This window comes from Pontibacillus salicampi, assembly GCF_042434395.1.
Classification (GTDB): domain Bacteria; phylum Bacillota; class Bacilli; order Bacillales; family BH030062; genus Pontibacillus; species Pontibacillus salicampi.
Genome location: NZ_JBHLTP010000022.1, coordinates 32,946 through 48,491, shown reverse-complemented (window position 1 = coordinate 48,491; position 15,546 = coordinate 32,946). Strand labels below are relative to the sequence as shown.

Annotated in this window: 28 protein-coding genes and 1 other RNA gene; 23 read left to right on the top strand and 6 right to left on the bottom strand. The window is 35.0% G+C overall.

Annotated elements, in window-relative coordinates; genetic code table 11:
- Positions 1-84: 84 nt before the first annotated feature.
- Complete coding sequence (locus tag ACFFGV_RS19655) at positions 85-249, bottom strand: DUF1829 domain-containing protein (RefSeq protein ID WP_377351576.1); 165 nt, start codon at positions 247-249, stop codon at positions 85-87.
- Positions 250-422: 173 nt separating this feature from the next.
- Positions 423-800, bottom strand: coding sequence for a helix-turn-helix domain-containing protein (locus ACFFGV_RS19650; protein ID WP_377351541.1), 378 nt, complete (start codon positions 798-800; stop codon positions 423-425).
- Positions 801-969: 169 nt separating this feature from the next.
- Between ACFFGV_RS19650 and ACFFGV_RS19645 the strand changes: the two genes are divergently transcribed.
- From ACFFGV_RS19645 to ACFFGV_RS19585, 13 genes are all read left to right on the top strand, one after another.
- Positions 970-1,200, top strand: coding sequence for a helix-turn-helix transcriptional regulator (locus ACFFGV_RS19645; RefSeq protein WP_377351539.1), 231 nt, complete (start codon positions 970-972; stop codon positions 1,198-1,200).
- Complete coding sequence (locus tag ACFFGV_RS19640; RefSeq protein ID WP_377351537.1) at positions 1,201-1,992, top strand: phage antirepressor; 792 nt, start codon at positions 1,201-1,203, stop codon at positions 1,990-1,992.
- On the top strand, positions 1,993-2,295 hold the full coding sequence (locus ACFFGV_RS19635) for a DNA-binding protein (protein ID WP_377351535.1): 303 nt from the start codon (positions 1,993-1,995) through the stop codon (positions 2,293-2,295).
- A gap of 65 nt (positions 2,296-2,360) precedes the next feature.
- Complete coding sequence (locus ACFFGV_RS19630) at positions 2,361-2,894, top strand: helix-turn-helix domain-containing protein (protein WP_377351533.1); 534 nt, start codon at positions 2,361-2,363, stop codon at positions 2,892-2,894.
- 111 nt (positions 2,895-3,005) lie between these two features.
- Entirely contained in the window at positions 3,006-3,257 is a 252-nt protein-coding gene (locus ACFFGV_RS19625; protein ID WP_377351531.1) for an AbrB/MazE/SpoVT family DNA-binding domain-containing protein, read from the top strand.
- A gap of 93 nt (positions 3,258-3,350) precedes the next feature.
- Positions 3,351-3,420: hammerhead ribozyme type II (locus ACFFGV_RS19620), an RNA gene on the top strand.
- Between the two features lie 14 nt (positions 3,421-3,434).
- Positions 3,435-3,686 (top strand): hypothetical protein, encoded by a 252-nt coding sequence (locus tag ACFFGV_RS19615; RefSeq protein ID WP_377351529.1) that lies wholly within the window; start codon positions 3,435-3,437, stop codon positions 3,684-3,686.
- 931 nt (positions 3,687-4,617) lie between these two features.
- Positions 4,618-5,397, top strand: a complete 780-nt coding sequence (locus tag ACFFGV_RS19610; RefSeq protein ID WP_377351527.1) for a conserved phage C-terminal domain-containing protein — start codon at positions 4,618-4,620, stop codon at positions 5,395-5,397.
- Positions 5,324-6,121 carry an ATP-binding protein gene (locus tag ACFFGV_RS19605; RefSeq protein WP_377351525.1) on the top strand — a complete coding sequence of 266 codons (798 nt, stop codon included), beginning with the start codon at positions 5,324-5,326 and terminating at the stop codon, positions 6,119-6,121. Before ACFFGV_RS19610 ends, ACFFGV_RS19605 begins: the two co-directional genes overlap by 74 nt.
- Positions 6,122-6,132: 11 nt before the next feature.
- Positions 6,133-6,312 carry a hypothetical protein gene (locus ACFFGV_RS19600; RefSeq protein WP_377351523.1) on the top strand — a complete coding sequence of 60 codons (180 nt, stop codon included), beginning with the start codon at positions 6,133-6,135 and terminating at the stop codon, positions 6,310-6,312.
- Positions 6,309-6,551: a hypothetical protein gene (locus ACFFGV_RS19595; RefSeq protein ID WP_377351521.1), complete on the top strand. Its 243-nt coding sequence runs from the start codon at positions 6,309-6,311 to the stop codon at positions 6,549-6,551. The genes ACFFGV_RS19600 and ACFFGV_RS19595 overlap by 4 nt, the downstream gene beginning before the upstream one ends.
- The gene (locus ACFFGV_RS19590) at positions 6,514-6,699 is read left to right on the top strand and encodes a hypothetical protein (protein WP_377351519.1); all 186 of its coding nucleotides are present in this window, start codon (positions 6,514-6,516) and stop codon (positions 6,697-6,699) included. The genes ACFFGV_RS19595 and ACFFGV_RS19590 overlap by 38 nt, the downstream gene beginning before the upstream one ends.
- Before the next feature lie 222 nt (positions 6,700-6,921).
- Positions 6,922-7,068: a hypothetical protein gene (locus ACFFGV_RS19585; protein ID WP_377351517.1), complete on the top strand. Its 147-nt coding sequence runs from the start codon at positions 6,922-6,924 to the stop codon at positions 7,066-7,068.
- A 154-nt stretch (positions 7,069-7,222) separates the two neighbouring features.
- On the opposite strand, the gene ACFFGV_RS19580 is transcribed toward ACFFGV_RS19585, so the two are convergent.
- Positions 7,223-7,444 carry a hypothetical protein gene (locus ACFFGV_RS19580; RefSeq protein ID WP_377351516.1) on the bottom strand — a complete coding sequence of 74 codons (222 nt, stop codon included), beginning with the start codon at positions 7,442-7,444 and terminating at the stop codon, positions 7,223-7,225.
- A gap of 229 nt (positions 7,445-7,673) precedes the next feature.
- Positions 7,674-8,495, bottom strand: a complete 822-nt coding sequence (locus tag ACFFGV_RS19575) for a hypothetical protein (protein WP_377351514.1) — start codon at positions 8,493-8,495, stop codon at positions 7,674-7,676.
- A gap of 786 nt (positions 8,496-9,281) precedes the next feature.
- On the opposite strand from ACFFGV_RS19575, the gene ACFFGV_RS19570 reads away from it, so the two are divergent.
- From ACFFGV_RS19570 to ACFFGV_RS19555, 4 genes are all read left to right on the top strand, one after another.
- Positions 9,282-9,473 (top strand): DUF3954 domain-containing protein, encoded by a 192-nt coding sequence (locus ACFFGV_RS19570; RefSeq protein WP_377351512.1) that lies wholly within the window; start codon positions 9,282-9,284, stop codon positions 9,471-9,473.
- A gap of 100 nt (positions 9,474-9,573) precedes the next feature.
- A complete protein-coding gene (locus ACFFGV_RS19565) occupies positions 9,574-9,753 on the top strand; it encodes a hypothetical protein (protein ID WP_377351510.1) in 180 nt (59 codons plus the stop codon).
- 186 nt (positions 9,754-9,939) lie between these two features.
- Positions 9,940-10,461, top strand: a complete 522-nt coding sequence (locus ACFFGV_RS19560) for a sigma-70 family RNA polymerase sigma factor (RefSeq protein WP_377351508.1) — start codon at positions 9,940-9,942, stop codon at positions 10,459-10,461.
- A 316-nt stretch (positions 10,462-10,777) separates the two neighbouring features.
- Positions 10,778-11,185 carry a hypothetical protein gene (locus tag ACFFGV_RS19555; RefSeq protein ID WP_377351506.1) on the top strand — a complete coding sequence of 136 codons (408 nt, stop codon included), beginning with the start codon at positions 10,778-10,780 and terminating at the stop codon, positions 11,183-11,185.
- 34 nt (positions 11,186-11,219) lie between these two features.
- Here ACFFGV_RS19555 and ACFFGV_RS19550 read toward each other — a convergent pair whose 3' ends face one another.
- Positions 11,220-11,432: a hypothetical protein gene (locus ACFFGV_RS19550; RefSeq protein ID WP_377351504.1), complete on the bottom strand. Its 213-nt coding sequence runs from the start codon at positions 11,430-11,432 to the stop codon at positions 11,220-11,222.
- A gap of 96 nt (positions 11,433-11,528) precedes the next feature.
- Here ACFFGV_RS19550 and ACFFGV_RS19545 point away from each other — a divergent pair, with 96 nt between their 5' ends.
- From ACFFGV_RS19545 to ACFFGV_RS19535, 3 genes are all read left to right on the top strand, one after another.
- Positions 11,529-11,651, top strand: a complete 123-nt coding sequence (locus tag ACFFGV_RS19545) for a hypothetical protein (protein WP_377351502.1) — start codon at positions 11,529-11,531, stop codon at positions 11,649-11,651.
- A gap of 373 nt (positions 11,652-12,024) precedes the next feature.
- Complete coding sequence (locus tag ACFFGV_RS19540; RefSeq protein WP_377351500.1) at positions 12,025-12,567, top strand: tyrosine-type recombinase/integrase; 543 nt, start codon at positions 12,025-12,027, stop codon at positions 12,565-12,567.
- Positions 12,568-12,734: 167 nt separating this feature from the next.
- Complete coding sequence (locus ACFFGV_RS19535) at positions 12,735-13,019, top strand: hypothetical protein (protein WP_377351498.1); 285 nt, start codon at positions 12,735-12,737, stop codon at positions 13,017-13,019.
- Between the two features lie 146 nt (positions 13,020-13,165).
- Here the strand turns inward: ACFFGV_RS19535 and ACFFGV_RS19530 are convergent, their stop codons facing one another.
- A complete protein-coding gene (locus tag ACFFGV_RS19530; protein ID WP_377351496.1) occupies positions 13,166-13,387 on the bottom strand; it encodes a DUF2188 domain-containing protein in 222 nt (73 codons plus the stop codon).
- A 117-nt stretch (positions 13,388-13,504) separates the two neighbouring features.
- Between ACFFGV_RS19530 and ACFFGV_RS19525 the strand changes: the two genes are divergently transcribed.
- From ACFFGV_RS19525 to ACFFGV_RS19515, 3 genes are all read left to right on the top strand, one after another.
- Positions 13,505-14,416 carry a DUF6731 family protein gene (locus tag ACFFGV_RS19525; RefSeq protein WP_377351494.1) on the top strand — a complete coding sequence of 304 codons (912 nt, stop codon included), beginning with the start codon at positions 13,505-13,507 and terminating at the stop codon, positions 14,414-14,416.
- 14 nt (positions 14,417-14,430) lie between these two features.
- Positions 14,431-14,937, top strand: coding sequence for a hypothetical protein (locus ACFFGV_RS19520; protein ID WP_377351492.1), 507 nt, complete (start codon positions 14,431-14,433; stop codon positions 14,935-14,937).
- Positions 14,938-15,009: 72 nt separating this feature from the next.
- Positions 15,010-15,324 (top strand): HNH endonuclease signature motif containing protein, encoded by a 315-nt coding sequence (locus ACFFGV_RS19515; RefSeq protein WP_377351490.1) that lies wholly within the window; start codon positions 15,010-15,012, stop codon positions 15,322-15,324.
- Positions 15,325-15,546 lie beyond the last annotated feature (222 nt).

Sequence of the window (15,546 nt, the reverse complement as noted above, 5' to 3'; positions counted from 1 at the left end):
CCTTTACAAAAAATAGAACGTATGTTCGTTTTTGTGTTATAAAAACACCCTCAAAAATAATAGATAATATTACAATTGAAGGTATTAACCAGTTTTAATTGTATCTACCCGTTCTTCTCGTTTAGAACATGGGAGGACGGTAATATTATAGTTTGAGAATGCATCTATAATATTGTCTGAGATGCTTTTATCATTATCATTTGCTAGTACATAAAAATTGTGGTCAGATTTGTTGTTTTGAATATCAATAAAAGATAGTAAAGGTATTTTATTTTATATGCATCTGTATTGTATTTTATAAGAAATTGATACTTATTTTTACATTTATGCGTGAAAAGAGACACGCCACTGAAAAATGCATGGGCGTGTTTAAGAAATCATTAAATATAATATGATTGGTTATACCTATTAGATCAGGAGTTTTATTCCTGGTCTTTTTTCTTTTGACTATTTAAATACCTCAAAAACTCCAGTGCTTTCTCCCTGTTTTCTTCTGGAGATTCACTAAATTCCTTGAAGGCGATTGAAAAGTTGGGATCATCTAGCAATTTTTCTAACTCTTTATCTTCTTCTGATTTTTCTTCTGCTGCTGTGTAAGAAGGCTTATCCGATCTACCCAAAAGGTAGTCTGTGGTTACTTCGAAGTAATCAGCCATCTTCTGTAAAGTTTCATAGTCAGGAGTACGTTGCCCTTGTTCGTACATTGCATAAGTAGTTCGAGCAACACCAAATCTTTTAGAAATCTCTTCTTGATTAAGTCCAGTACCTTTCCTTAACTCGCGAAGTCTCTTATTTAACATAACATCCCCACTCACCTTCGTTATACTATCTATTATAAGGTCACGAAACGTGTCAGTAAAACAACTACACAAAAAGAGTAATTTGTTCGTTTTTTCTATTGACTATACACTTTAAGTGTCATATACTCTTAAACAAGATATACACAATATGTGTAGAGGAGGTGTTCACATGAGAGATTGGCTTCTCGCGTTCCGAAAAAAACAGCAGCTAACTCAAGCGGAGGTTGCTGAAAGAGTAGGAATAGCAAGGACAACGTATAGCATGATTGAAAATGGTGAACGAGGGGCCACTGTTAAGAACGCAAAAAAAATAGCTCAAGTATTAGGTTTTCATTGGACTATTTTTTTTGAAGAAAATATACACGAAATGTGTAAAAACCAAAGGGAAGAGGTGATTTAAATGAACCAACTCACTGAAATGTTTGAAGGTCAACGGCTTAGAATTATTCAACAAAATGATGAGCCTTTGTTCTTGCTAAAAGATGTATGTGAAATTTTAGAAGTAGGTCATGTGGCAACTGTTAAAAAGAGATTAGAAGATGATGTGGTTTCAAACCACCCCATCCAAGATTCGCTCGGAAGGACCCAACAAGCAACATTCGTAAATGAAGATGGTCTCTACGATGTCATTCTCGATAGTCGAAAGCCAGAAGCGAAGAAGTTCAGAAAATGGATTACCTCTGAAGTTATTCCATCCATTAGGAAGCACGGTGCGTACGCAACCGAACAAACAATCGAAAACATCATGAACGACCCAGAGTTTGGTATTCAGCTTTTAACAAACTTGAAGGATGAACGAACAAAGCGCGAGCAAGCCGAAGCCCAGCGCGATCAAATTATTGAACAACAGCAGTTGGATAAACCTTACACGGATTTTGGAAGAGTTATTTCAAACTCAAGTGGTTCTATTAATATTGGCTCTTTTGCCAAAATGATGTATGACCAACACGGATTAAAAATTGGAAGGAACAAGATGTTCCAGTGGTTGCGTGATAAAGGCTATCTTATCCAATCCGGACGAGAGAAAAACAACCCTAAACAACGGTATATCGAACAAGGTCTTTTCGATACATCTATTACATTAGTAAGCCGTACTCATGGCGATGTTGAAAGCGTGACTACTCTTGTAACCGGAAAAGGCCAGGTCAAACTAGCTGAAAAACTCCTAGCAGAATACCAGGAGGTGATATAAGTGCTAAAGGTTGAGTTAGACATCGAAGAGCTTCAAAGTCTCATCAATGACGCTGTAGATAAAGCAATTGAGCGTCATGGTCTAAAAGATAAGTTACCCCCTGTATTAACCAGGAAGCAGTTTATGGAGCTCACAGGTATTGGCGATAGCAAGTGTGCTGAACTTTTCAACAGAGAGGATTTCCCTGTTATACGTGAATTTGGTTACCCAAGAGTCATAACAGAAAAGTTATTTGAATGGATGGAATATCACACTAACTCAGTAGAAGTGAAGCAATGGCAGTCCTGGAACCTTATTTCCTAGTCTTTATCTAATTTAATCATACCAAACTTACAGTAAATGTTTGGTAACTATAGGAGGCGAATTAATTGAGCATTGGTAAAGCATTAAAAAAAGCACGTCAACAGGCCGGAGAGAGTCAAACAGTTGTAAGTATGGAAGCGAATTGCGCACGAGAGTCTATCTCAGCATATGAAACTGGAAGGGCAAACACTCCTGCAGACATATTCAGGTTTGCGATGGGGCGATATAAAGACCCTGCGCTAGCAAGAGAAGCGGCATCTAACTATTACGGTACTTATTTTATTCCAAATCTCAATGGCAAAAATGTGGATTTACATCGGTGTGCTGTGACGATGAAAAGTGAAGAAGAATTCGAAGAAGCATTCAATGCTCTAAAGCAAATCAAGAAGTTCTTAACAAAACAACCATCTGCAATTAGAGATTATGAAAAACAAGAAATAGTAACAGCTGCACAAGAAGTTGCTGAGTCTATGACAGCCGGATTTTACTTTCTATCAGCTTTAAAGGAATACGACATTAGTTGGAATGACATATGGGAGTCTCACCATAGAGAGCTTGTATCAAAAGGTTTTTCTCAAGCTGGTAGCTCAAGAATATGAAAATCTTTAAGGTATTAAACAACAACAAAGTACAAATTTGGATAGCTTTTATTGGAGCCCTTGGATTTGGTTATTACGCATTAGTGACTAGTTAACAAAGGAGAGAGATTAATGAAAACAACAGGGATTGTTAGAAAAATGGATGAGCTAGGACGGATTGTTATCCCAGCAGAGCTAAGAAGAATGCAAAGTTGGGGTGAACGTCAACCAGTGGAAATCTTTGTCGAGGGCAATAACATTATTTTACGAAAGCATAACGGAAATAGTAATCAAGCTGAACTTATAGAGCAACTGGAGGCTTTGCATGCTACAGCCAATACAAAGCAAGCACCTATTATTCAGAAAGCTATCAAATTATATTAGGCAATAAAAAAGACTGCCATGAGCAGCCACTCATTAGGCAGTCAGTGATAGGATATCTATCTATTATTCTACCATTATCGACATATGGGTACAAGTCGAAACAGTCAGCAGTTGCTGGCTGTCTCCAAGGGATTACCTCCTTGGACTGATGAGACAGGTTGGGAAGGAGAGTTTAACTTGAACAAAGCAGATGACTTTACTCCAAAGGAAGAGAAGTTATTTGAAGATTTTCAGTGTCAATTTCGAGGTATGAAGCACGATCTGATTAACATGCTTAAAGATTATTACTTAACATACGAGGATGTAAGACAAAGGTTAGCAAAGATGGAAAAAGAAGCGATTTGGTCAGGAGATGAAGCTTTGATAAAAGTGATAAAAGATGTAGAAGAGTTTTTTGATAAAGAAAAAAACGGATTACTAATAAAGTAAGCCGAGACAAAATTATAAGTTCTCTATTTTAACTATAGAAGAGGTAGAATAAACAGTTTCTTTATTATCAACATGAAAAAAATACTGTCCATTTAAGAATATCTCAGTCAGTGAAGGAATTAACCCATCATGTGTATGATTCCAAACATCCATTGGTTCTTTCATACTCGAAGAAATTCCACCGTTCACCTGGATTTCAGATACAGGAACTAAGTATTATCCTTCATTGATAGTTAGAGTTTCATTATTACTAAATGTAATTCTAGCGTTTTTCACTATAAACACCTCATTTCCAAACCACATTCTACCAATAGGTGTTAAAAGAGGCGACTAGATAAATAGAAGGGCAAGGCAGTCTTGCCCTCATGCTTCAGGGGAAACTTGTTATATCCCCCTAAATGTTACGGTACATTTCCCTGGAGCATGAGGGTGCGACTGACACCAGAAAGGAGGCAAAGACAGTTAGAAGTCAGTCTCCACTCCTTGAGGAGTATCACAGTCACTTCTAGCTGGCTAGACCATATGTACTATGTAGAATTTTGCATGAAAGAAGACCACAATTTTATTTGCTGTCACACCGAGCTCATTTTGGCAAATGGCGTTACTCAGTGTAAAGAAATAGCAAATGAAATTGCGGCTCAAATAGGTTTATCGAATTGTAAGGTCTTTGTACAAGAACCTTAAATTCATTATCTCATAGCCTATCATATTCAACAATAGAAAGGGTGTATGGACCATAGATATAACCAAAATCAGAACATTTCCTATCCCTTTTTGCTACACCTGGATGACGGCTGATGCTACGAACCGTGAATTACAATCTTACAAGTACGTTAGTGCTTACATTAAGAAAACGAATCCTGGTTGGAAGTTGATGAAAATCCAAGGAATGAAGGCTGTATGCAAAAGAATTGAAGAAGAAGGTGATTAAATGAGTAATTACACTGCTATAAGAGAAGTACTGAATCGAATGAGTGGTCAATATAACACTTTCACAGTTCCTAAGATATACGTTGAGTACACAGGGGATCTAACTACTGCTATTCTTCTAAATCAGGTAGTTTTCTTATCAGATAAATCTAAGAGATCTGATGGGTTCTTTTATAAGAGCTATCAAGAATGGGAAGAAGAGATATGTCTTTCAGAACGTCAAGTTAGGTACTCGGTAAAAAAATTAAAAAACATGGGATTCTTAGAAACTTCTATAAAAAAAGCTAATGGTGCTCCTACTGTTCACTACAAGCTCGATTATGACAAATTGTTAGATTCCATTCTGACATTTTGTCAGATTCCATTAGAACAAAATGTAGGATTCCATTCTGACAATATGTCACAAACATTAACAGAGACTACGACAGAGACTACAACAGAGATAACAACAGAAATACCATACGCTGAGATAGTAAACTATCTCAACCATACAGCTGGAACCAAATACAAACACACTACCAAGAAAACTCAAGCTCTAATCAAAGCTAGATGGAATGAAGGTTTCGGTTTGGATGATTTTACAAACGTCATTAACACTAAAGTTAATGAATGGATAAACGACAGCAATATGAAGAAATATTTAAGACCTGAAACATTGTTCAGTCCTAAATTTGAAGGATATCTAAATCAAGAAGGGGGAGAAGGAAATGGAAACTACAAAGGGTCTAATCAACTCTCTGGATATGACTTCTCCAAAGGCAATGGGAATATCACTTTCTGATAACAGTTGTGAGCATTGCAAACGTCCTATGATATTTGAAGGTGATATAGAGAAGTGTATTTACTGCAGAAATAAGCAAGAGAATAAAGCTTTAGCAAAAGCAGCTGATGAGCAAATGAAAAAAGCTAAGTTGGACAAGTTGTTTGAGCAATCGAGTTTAATCAACGACCGGTTAAAAGGTGCAATATTCGATAACTACCATCCTGATTCAAACGAACTTAAAAGAGCTAAGGCGATATGTGAAAGATATGCAAATAACTTTGATTCGAATAACAAGGTAGGGTTATTAGTAACAGGCCCTTATGGTACAGGGAAAAGCCATTTGGCAGTAAGTATTACAAAAGCAGTACTACAAAAAGGACATAGCGCATTATTTATCTCAGTACCTAAGCTGATGACCAAAATACAGAATTCATACAACAAACAAAGTGCAACAAACGAAGAAGATCTACTTAATGGATTATTTGAATCTGAGTTATTAGTCTTGGACGACTTAGGAGCAGAAAAAACTAAAAAGGATGATGGTGAGTTCTCCTGGGCCAAAAGAAAAATGTTCGAAATTATAGATGGACGAGCTGGGAAGCATAATGTTTTTACTTCCAACTATGATTTCAATGGATTACTAGAACTATATGGGGAACGCGAATTCTCTAGAATGATTGAGAATTGCCATCCAGTAAAGATGCCAGGTGAAAACTATCGGTTAAAAGGATTCAAAGATTAGGGGGTAAAGTTATGTGCGGCATCTGCAAGGGGACAAACGTCAAACACGAAATCGTGGATAGCGGATATACATTTGAACCTTGTCCAGTATGTGGTCCTCAAACGAAAGAAGAGCATGATAGAGAGTTTGCGGAACTTTACAAAAAGCTGGATGAAGCTGAAGCATTATATAAAAAGGAGAAGACTGCATGAGCCTATATTTTGCATTAGAGAACGTAGATTTAGATTGGAAACCCCATGAGCTACATCGATTTAGAGAGTATTGGGAGCAGGGATATAGCATCCAACAAATATCTAGAATGTTGAAACGCCCTCAAAAAGATATTGCTGCAATAATTTTAGACCAATCATTAGAAGATCAAATTAGTGTAAGGTATGGAGGTATATTTGGGAATGAGTGGGCGAGTAAATCATTTAAGAAGAGCAGTTGAACTCTATCAACAAAAGCAAAAATACATTAATGAACTAAACACTCTTGGATATGAGAGAACACCTGACGGAATTAATATTCACAATTTAAACCTAGTGGAGCTTGAACAAACGTTAATGAATGTAAGACATCGTAATGGATACTTGTAATTTAATAGTTTTAAGTTAGAGAAATTTAAACAAGCTAATCTGATTAAAATATTGTTAATCCTTAACGAGAAGAGAGTGTTTATTAATGCCAAAGCAAAAACGTCAGCGAAAGTGGTATTTACTCTTTAGGAATGAGGGAAACTATCCAGTTCATCGTTATGAACCTTTACACAAATATGAATTACAAGCTCGTAAACGTAAAGGATGGAAGGTGAAAGCATCATGACTGCTGAGCAAATTATCCAGCATATGAAAAGTCTTGAGCCTGGTGAAGAAATGTCCTATAACCTTGGAGGTCATATACTTACTGTTAGAAGAGTAAGACCGGAAGAAGCAACTTTGATTGTTAATTGTATAAAGGAAACATAAAAAAGGCGCACAGCTAAAAGCAATGCGCAAGTTAAGAAGATGTATTTCTACAAGCATAATATTAGTATATATCAATATTTGAGTTATTAAACAAAATAAGCATTTTGTTTCATTCACGTTAAAAGGGGAGGAATATTACTCCCCATCCTACAGTTTATGCGTCTTTGGCTAATGATTGAACGACATCATCTAAATCTTTACCTTTATAAATATCTTGTGAGCTTGGTGCTACGACTCTGTTTCCAGTTGAAATGTTTTCTACGTATAAAACTTTATTGGATCCAACACTTTTTGTGCATACAAGAATATCCTTTTCATCTACTTTTACGAGTGAAAACTCAACTTTTCCATTGTGTAACTTTGTAGAAATACTCATGGGATTTCCTCCTTTCTTTGGAAGTCTAGTAGTAAGCTAAGCGTTACATTACTGATTGTCAACCATTTTAAGGAAGAAAAGGTGATATTATGTGAATTTTCAATGTGTATTGAAATTAACTAAGTAGCGATTAAGTATAATTAGTAAAGGAGCTAGATGAAATGCAAATACCACCAAAATTAGACGTTTGGTGGTATTTGGGAATTAGTGGGCATGTGAATAAACATCGTTATTGGGGATAGGAAGAAAACCATGAGTTAACACTTTCTCTAACAGGTTCAATGGTGTACCATACGTAATCCAGGTTGGAGAAGGATAAACCAAATCCAATTAGAATTATAAATGATATTATCTTACTTTTCCCATTGTATTCATGAGTATTCTTGTGCTTTCTTATCTCATCTATTAGTAAAGTTACTACAATAAATATAGCAACTATAATTCCCACAAAATTCAACAATATAACTGGAGAATGTCGTAAATCAAAAATTATTTTGATATTATGGCCCAACCAATCTAATAAGACAGAAAATGAACTGACTTTCATGGGGGGGATTTGATTAATGATATTCATAATTGGCTGTGGGATAAAGTGCAATGTGATTATTAACGCAAAGGTCAAAATTCTTTCAATACCCCATTGAATTTTAGCAGCCTTGTTTTTAAAGGGTAATTTACTGTCTTTGTATAACACAATTACAAGTAATAAAAGACAAACTGCAGGTACTATTTTATACGTTTGTGAAAACACCGATAATATAATACCTAAGATAATAGTCCCGAGAGTAAAAAGGGCTATTGCTTTTTCTAATTGATCATCATTTTGGGTATTTTTAACTCCATTATTATTGACTGTTTCATTGTATGTAATATTTTTCTTAAAAGAGTTATTTACTGTCGTGGATGCATCAGTGTATGTATTAATACCGAATTTGTTATCTTGTTTAATTCTTGGTGTCTTATCTTTGGAGAAAAACTGTTTTATCGCTAATAAAATTGTCAAAATGCTAGCTACTATAGAAATAAAAGCACTTAAAAAATCAAGGTTCATGATCTAGAACTCCTTCTTTTAAATTAGACACATTATACCATGAAAGTATGTCATTACCATTGCACGAGAGGTATTTTAATTTCAGAGGGACTAGAAAAAGGAAAAAGTTCAAAATCATGAATTTATTGAAGGGGTAGCATGAACCAATCAAAACACATCCTATTATGAATGAAGAGGTGAAAGCTTTCTTAGAAAATGTTGAGAATTATGTAAAATTCCCGAAATAGAAGAAGGGCTAAAGCAAATATTGAGCCTGCCCTTGGGAAGGGATTTGGAAAGAAAAGAGGTTTGCGCATAAAGCTTTAGAGTCTGCGAACGAAACATAAAGATAGAAGTGGATAGTAATACTTCTATCATGAGTAAGCAATTTTACGTTATAAGCTTCCAACCATCTCGGTTAATAACAAAAGTTCATCTTTTAGCTGATTCTTTATAATTGGGTCCTTACATTTTATATAATCATAAAAAAGTTGCTTTAGATGCTTAGTGAACATTAGAATTTCTGATTCAGATAACAAATGACATGTCTCCTTCAGTGACCTTTTTATAAAACATTAATTTGGAATTTTATATTTCAGAAATGAATTTAGGTATTATGGATTACAACATTATAAATAATACCAATTAATGGTTAAAAAGGGAATAACTATTCGTGATATTTGAAGGAGCTATTTATAAAGAGAGAAATTGTTACTTAAATTTAGATAAAAAAAGCCAGGAAGGGTACTCCCTGACTTCTGGAATAGTATTGGCTAACTACTATTTTACCATATTGGGGGATTCCTAGTGAGTGAAGCAGCCGAAAATTACAATGTAATGATAGAACAAATAGATTTGAGTGAAAATGCAACATACGTCGTAAAGAATGGAGCATTGCATAAGTTACCTGACCCAGAAAGTGGTCATGGTACACAAATTATTAACTGGCAAGGTGGTAAACCATGTCATGGAAAAATAGAACAGAGTTTTAAATTCTAACTAAATATGCTTATCGGAAAAACCGAGAGCGCTGATTACAAGTTGTGTAGAAGCAACTCTGTAGTTAGTGCTCTTTTTATTTTTATAGGGAGTGGACAAGGTGATTGGAATTTCTATTTATATCGTTGTAGGCATGCTGGTGTGTGTGTTCCATGATAATCCAGAGCAAATGAGCAAAGAAGACGAAACGATTCAAGTGTTATTGCTGGTTGCTTTGTTGTTTCTTTGGCCATTTTATGTGGCTACATTGTTTGTGAGGAGAGGATATTGGTGGGAGTGAGCATTTGAAGGCTTATAAGAGTAAGCTTATTTCTGCCCCAATCATAATCAAATAAACCAAGAGAAAGCCTGAAAGCCTAAAATACTTACTGACGAAGATTTATGAGAATTAATGGGTGAGTACAGACCAACATATAAACGCGGACGTGGTGGATCTCTAAACAAAAAATAGCTAAAGGTGCTGATTATGTTGTTAGATTTATTATTTGAATACAAACAATCCCTGAGGGAAACCAAGAAACTTAAAGCTGAGGTCGAAGCCATTTCTGAGGAAGAGCGCACGATTGCACATAACGAAGATATTAAACAATTCAACAGTATAATCAGTCATCTTCAATTTGTTATTGAATGGATTGATACAGGGAGACAACCTTATGCCAAAAGAGGATATGATCGTAGAGAAGTATATAAGCGCATGATACCTAAGGACCCTAGGGAAATGGATGCAGTGCATTATGATAATGATGTAATAAGTAAGCACATCACCACTATAGATGAATGGGATAGACAGCGCATGGATGATGCATTATCGGTACTGACCGAGAGAGAGGGGGATATCTATATGTTGCACCATGCACATCTAATGACTTACGAAGAAATCGGCGCATTATTGAATATTAAGAAGACGACGGTGCAAACCCATTATGAGCGTGGGGAGAAAAAAATTCAAAAGCGTATGGCGGAAAGCTTATTCTGTCTAGCGGAATGAGCTTTCTGCTGAGTTAGCGTACCCGTCATGCATTCCATTACAGCAGTGTCTCCATATTTAGAAGTTCATTTTGTCAATAATCCTATTTTTGTGGTACTTATGCCACCTATAAATAAGAGGATATATAAGTTTAAGAAGCAAGCTGACAAATTATAGAATAGACATTTTCAGAAACTTTTCTACTAGAAACACTTCAAGGGTTGTTCATTAATTTCAATAGAGAAGATAAAAAAGACAACTAAACGCATGTCTTTTTTATCTTCTTATGCATAAACTATTTGGTATTAATTAGAATTATAGAGGTGATTGTGTGTGTTTGTACGGTAATTATAAAGAAGTGAAAGTAATTAATCCAAATCAAAAAAACAATATAGTATCCGTAGATGCCTGCATTTCAGAGGAAGTTCAGAAGTTAAATAATCAAGGTATTATTACGTTAGGTTGCTGTTGCGGGCACGGAGAGGCAGGGAAATTAGAAGTAATTGAAAATCAATTTGGTTTATTTAAAGAATTCAAACAGCCACCATCAGTTTTAATTAGTATAAAGAGTGTGGAATTGGCGAAATATTTTGGTTATAAGCCTTATCCTTATTTTTATGCTGATGGCACAACCAAAGAAACTTGGCAAATGTCTTTAAAAACGGGGTGTGTAACAAAGGAGGAGTGTGAACAATGGCATAAATTAAATCATGTACCTTATAAAGAAAACATAGGGTTTATTTAAAGAAGAGAAGATATCTTCTCTTCTTTAAATTGGCTTAATAATGGGAATTCCCTATACAATGAGCGCAGTTGTCAAAGTTTTGCCTTTTTGCTTCTGAGTGTGTATCAGGAATAAAAGTTTTTACATGATTCAATAAGATTTTGTCAATTTCACATCTGGTTTTCTCATTGTCCAAATCATGAACCTCATTAGTGTTGTTATTCCCAATGAACCTTTTTCCATTAAATGGGTGTTGATGACGTCTCATACACTGACACCTCCTTTCTTCCTATTGACAATATTCGTCATTTAATAGGTAATTCCTTCCTAGAAATAGAAGTTATATTATGAAGGGAGGGGGAATATGTTGAACGATGTAATATTGAATGCATTTATAGAGGGGGGGTATTCCAGTTTTTATGATGTTTTTAACGCCGCTATTAGTATGGATAGTATTTCCCGGAATAGTAACTGGATTAGTATTTAAGAAAAAAGAAAGCTTCTCAATCGGAGCATTTATCGGGCTTATAGGTGCATTTACAATCGGCCCTTGGAGTTAAAAGAGAAACATGCATCCCATCAGGGGTGCTTTTTTAATTTGCTAACGAAACATTTTGGGGTAGGTGATATGTAATGACGGGGAGGAAAAATAAATATCATACTCTTCTTCAATCCTATTGGGAAGACTTCGAACACTGGTGTAGAGATGGTCTATCGGAAGAAGGGATGTTCAATTATCAAGTCTATAACTAAATGGGGATATCAGAGAGCATAAACTATAAAATCAAAAAAGATACCTCCTACAAGCTAGTGTTCATTCTCAAAATAGTTGTATATAAAGAAGTGGAGGGAAGTAAGGAATGAATATCGTACAACCAATTCGAGATACTCAGAAACTAGTTAAGATGAAGAACTATCTAAGAGCGACAAGTGAACGAAATTACATGATGTTTCTTCTGGGTATTTCGACAGGATTACGGATTTCAGATATCTTGATGTTACGTAAGGAAGACTTACTCAAGTCACATATTTATCTTAAAGAGAAGAAAACCACCAAAGCAAAACGCGTTAAGATACCAGGATATATTAAGAAAGAAATTGTCCCTTATGCCAAGCATCTACAAGACGGTGAATACGTGATTCGAAGTAGACAAGGGGGCAATCAACCGATTGATCGCTCTACAGCATATCGTATCCTGAGAAAAGCTGCGGATTATGTGAATCTCGAAGAAATTGGAACCCATACTTTAAGAAAGACGTTTGGCTATCATTATTACAAAAAGACAAAGAATATTGGATTGCTTCAGAATTTATTTAATCATACCAATCAACAGGATACCTTACGCTATATAGGTATAAACCAAGACTTATTAGATGATGCAATGGATACAAGAATCTATTAATAGCATCCATCTTTTATTTTTAACTAGGAGAGCAACACAAAAAAGACTAACGTGCACTCATATATAGAAGTGCTCTCAAGCCTTGTACACAGGGGGTTATACGATAAAGGCGAGTGCATCACTCCATAAAATATGTTGAACTCATTTCGGAATAGGAGGAAGGGCTTATGGAAATAGAACAAGCCAGGGATAGAATCCAAGAGTTAGAAAACTTCATTCATATGGTTGAACATTATGATGTAGATAGTATGGAGAAAGAAGCGATACTTCTTTATGTATTGAGGGAAAGCGTAAATAAGGTTGCTGATGAGATGAACCAGAAAGGTTATCGAATTGGGAAGCGGAAACTACGTGGAAAAGATGTGACAAATATTATTATGGGCGTACCTATGGATCCAATACATGAGAACGCACAGAAGTGGTTCAAATCTAGTAAAAGACATGCAAGGTGAAGTGGTTGTGAAAAATCATGGAGTTTTTGCGGAGGAAATCCAAAGAATATAACAAGAGCATTATGCTTTTTGCAAGTTACAATTGTATTATAGATTTTTGTTTCTAGTGGAAATTGGGTCAAGGCTATATGACCTTGACCCAATAATTAACCCTTAGGTGGGAAGGGATCTTTCCCATAAGAATCACTATCACGAAATCTACCGTCTTTACCTTGTATTCTGTGTTCCGAATGATTTTTTTTTGCTTGTTTTCTAGAGTATTCCATTGCTTCTTTTTGAGTGTCACTGACTTTAGAAACTCTTGAGGACCCTTCTTTTCTAGAAGCCCATTTATCGCCATATTTAACAGTATAATAGTTTTTACCCATTAAAATCACCTCCTTCGTGTATACGTTTTTATACTAAATAGTAAGTAAATCCTTCCTAATTAGGAGGAATATTGTATAATTTAGTAGAAATAGGGATTTTAATAGGGGGTAGAAATTATGCCAAAAAAGAATGTTAGATTTGATTATTTTAAGGTTTGGTCGGATTATTTTAATGAAACTACGAATATGATGGAACAAAGCTTGACTGACCTGACTGAAGCAATTAAAGCTGCACAGAGCATTGACGTATCTCGGAGAATTCTTGTAGTCGGTGATGATGTAGCTAGATTGCAAAATATAAAATTCAATAACAACAAGTGGGAACTACATTTTATGAGGATAAGAAAACAAGGTTTTCCTGTAAGAACTAAGGATGATGGAACTGTAAACTTCTTTGACGATATGGAAGATGATGAAGGTCTAGGTGAGGAGGTATCGGCATTATATGATCCCCAGACCCATGTAATTATGATTAGACGTAATATGTTCAGTCTATCTCCTTCTGCTATAGCTAATTTCTTTACTACAATTGTTGGTGGGCCAGGTTTTAGCATATATTTTAAACCATTAGTACATCCACGAGCTATGGAATTAATACAGAACGATCACCTTATACGTGGAGCAACTGTATATGTTTCTGATGTGAAAAATGCAAAATCTCGCACCAAATTTTCATTAGGAAGGCTAACTAATAAGACTGAAGATATTAATGAATCTGTAAACTATTCAATAAAAATAAGCTTAAACCAGAAAGGTTCTAAGAAAAATAGTAATATCCCAATCTATGAGGAGCTCCAAGAATTAGAAGAGGATGCTAATGTAGAAAGCATAGAAGTTAGAACAAAAGCAAATGAGGACGCTAAGGTAGAGTATGTAGATTTAGTTAAACATAGACTCACTGATTTTAATGTTTTCACAGACAGGGATTTTGATAATAATTTTAGAAATATTGTCCATGAAACTGTAATAGCAAAAATGCAACAGTTATATAGAACGAGGGTAGACGAAATAAAAAATACATATGTATAAGGGGAGAGGTGTTCATGCGCACTGTTGAGAAATTTTATCCCTTAGTAATTGCTACATTGTTCACAATAGTATTCTACTTTCAAAATATAACTATAAAAGAAATAGAAAAATTTGATTCTGTCTTAAACGGTGTTATTACAATTAGCTCAATAATTATAGCTTTTATGGGAACTATGGTTTCCATCTTAATTACTTTGATGAATACTAGTGTTATGCAAGCTATAAAAGACTATCAGGAAGGGAACAAACTATCTAGTTTTATAAGTAGACCTATAATCTGTGGTCTATTATTATCCATCTATTGCTTATCTTTATATGTTTGGGGAGATACATCAAATGATAAACTTTCTGAATTCTTTTTCCTTTTATTCATATTTCTATTAAGTTATTTTGTTTCAGCATCTTTTAGAATTTATTTTATTTCAATAAGCATACTAAGAAATGTTTTGAATGAGAAACAATCAAAAAGAAAGCAAGTCCAAAAACCGGAACTTAATGATGTATGGACCCAAGAAAAATAAAATAATAGATTAAATAAAAAGCACTCAATTTGAGTGCTTTTTTATTATAAATACCTATTAGGGGGAGGAGTAATGAATTTAGTAAAGATAAAAGAGCTTATTTCTCACAATAAGCTAGTGAAATTCTATCAGTGTCTAGAATGGAGAGAACTACGTCTATTTGTTCTAAAACGAGATAACTACGAGTGTCAAACTTGCATGCGAAAAGGAAAAGTTGGACCAGGGCAGAACGTTCACCACATCAAGGAAGTGAAACAGTATCCAGAATTAGCTTTGGTAAAAAGCAATTGTGAGGCTATCTGTATTCCTTGTCACAATGAAGAGCACGACCGTCTGTATGATTATCAAAAGCCACAACCTAAATTTATAAATGAGGAGAGGTGGTAGTTTGCCAGGTATAAAAAGGGTTAGATGTATCAAATGCAATAGAAGAATGAACCTATTAAGAGGTTTTGATTCTTGGAACAATAGAGTTGTTGGAGAAAATCCACATTGTAGTAACTGTAATTATTTTATGATTAATAACTCTAACAAAGTAAGTAAATAACCCCCCCTTAAAAATTTCCGCCCTTTTTTGGGAACCCTTTGAAACGGGGGAGGGGTGGCGAC

Excerpts from the sequence above, each read along its gene's own strand:
- ACFFGV_RS19545 (WP_377351502.1), top strand. The coding sequence starts at position 11,529 with ATGTTGAACGATGTAATATTGAATGCATTTATAGAGGGGGGGTATTCC.
- ACFFGV_RS19515 (WP_377351490.1), top strand. The coding sequence starts at position 15,010 with ATGAATTTAGTAAAGATAAAAGAGCTTATTTCTCACAATAAGCTAGTG.
- ACFFGV_RS19525 (WP_377351494.1), top strand. The coding sequence starts at position 13,505 with ATGCCAAAAAAGAATGTTAGATTTGATTATTTTAAGGTTTGGTCGGAT.
- ACFFGV_RS19640 (WP_377351537.1), top strand. The coding sequence starts at position 1,201 with ATGAACCAACTCACTGAAATGTTTGAAGGTCAACGGCTTAGAATTATT.
- ACFFGV_RS19535 (WP_377351498.1), top strand. The coding sequence starts at position 12,735 with ATGGAAATAGAACAAGCCAGGGATAGAATCCAAGAGTTAGAAAACTTC.
- ACFFGV_RS19590 (WP_377351519.1), top strand. The coding sequence starts at position 6,514 with ATGAGTGGGCGAGTAAATCATTTAAGAAGAGCAGTTGAACTCTATCAA.
- ACFFGV_RS19550 (WP_377351504.1), bottom strand. The coding sequence starts at position 11,432 with ATGAGACGTCATCAACACCCATTTAATGGAAAAAGGTTCATTGGGAAT.
- ACFFGV_RS19605 (WP_377351525.1), top strand. The coding sequence starts at position 5,324 with ATGGAAACTACAAAGGGTCTAATCAACTCTCTGGATATGACTTCTCCA.
- ACFFGV_RS19520 (WP_377351492.1), top strand. The coding sequence starts at position 14,431 with ATGCGCACTGTTGAGAAATTTTATCCCTTAGTAATTGCTACATTGTTC.
- ACFFGV_RS19540 (WP_377351500.1), top strand. The coding sequence starts at position 12,025 with ATGAATATCGTACAACCAATTCGAGATACTCAGAAACTAGTTAAGATG.
- ACFFGV_RS19580 (WP_377351516.1), bottom strand. The coding sequence starts at position 7,444 with ATGAGTATTTCTACAAAGTTACACAATGGAAAAGTTGAGTTTTCACTC.
- ACFFGV_RS19575 (WP_377351514.1), bottom strand. The coding sequence starts at position 8,495 with ATGAACCTTGATTTTTTAAGTGCTTTTATTTCTATAGTAGCTAGCATT.
- ACFFGV_RS19560 (WP_377351508.1), top strand. The coding sequence starts at position 9,940 with ATGTTGTTAGATTTATTATTTGAATACAAACAATCCCTGAGGGAAACC.
- ACFFGV_RS19585 (WP_377351517.1), top strand. The coding sequence starts at position 6,922 with ATGACTGCTGAGCAAATTATCCAGCATATGAAAAGTCTTGAGCCTGGT.
- ACFFGV_RS19595 (WP_377351521.1), top strand. The coding sequence starts at position 6,309 with ATGAGCCTATATTTTGCATTAGAGAACGTAGATTTAGATTGGAAACCC.
- ACFFGV_RS19650 (WP_377351541.1), bottom strand. The coding sequence starts at position 800 with ATGTTAAATAAGAGACTTCGCGAGTTAAGGAAAGGTACTGGACTTAAT.
- ACFFGV_RS19530 (WP_377351496.1), bottom strand. The coding sequence starts at position 13,387 with ATGGGTAAAAACTATTATACTGTTAAATATGGCGATAAATGGGCTTCT.
- ACFFGV_RS19625 (WP_377351531.1), top strand. The coding sequence starts at position 3,006 with ATGAAAACAACAGGGATTGTTAGAAAAATGGATGAGCTAGGACGGATT.
- ACFFGV_RS19610 (WP_377351527.1), top strand. The coding sequence starts at position 4,618 with ATGAGTAATTACACTGCTATAAGAGAAGTACTGAATCGAATGAGTGGT.
- ACFFGV_RS19645 (WP_377351539.1), top strand. The coding sequence starts at position 970 with ATGAGAGATTGGCTTCTCGCGTTCCGAAAAAAACAGCAGCTAACTCAA.
- ACFFGV_RS19600 (WP_377351523.1), top strand. The coding sequence starts at position 6,133 with ATGTGCGGCATCTGCAAGGGGACAAACGTCAAACACGAAATCGTGGAT.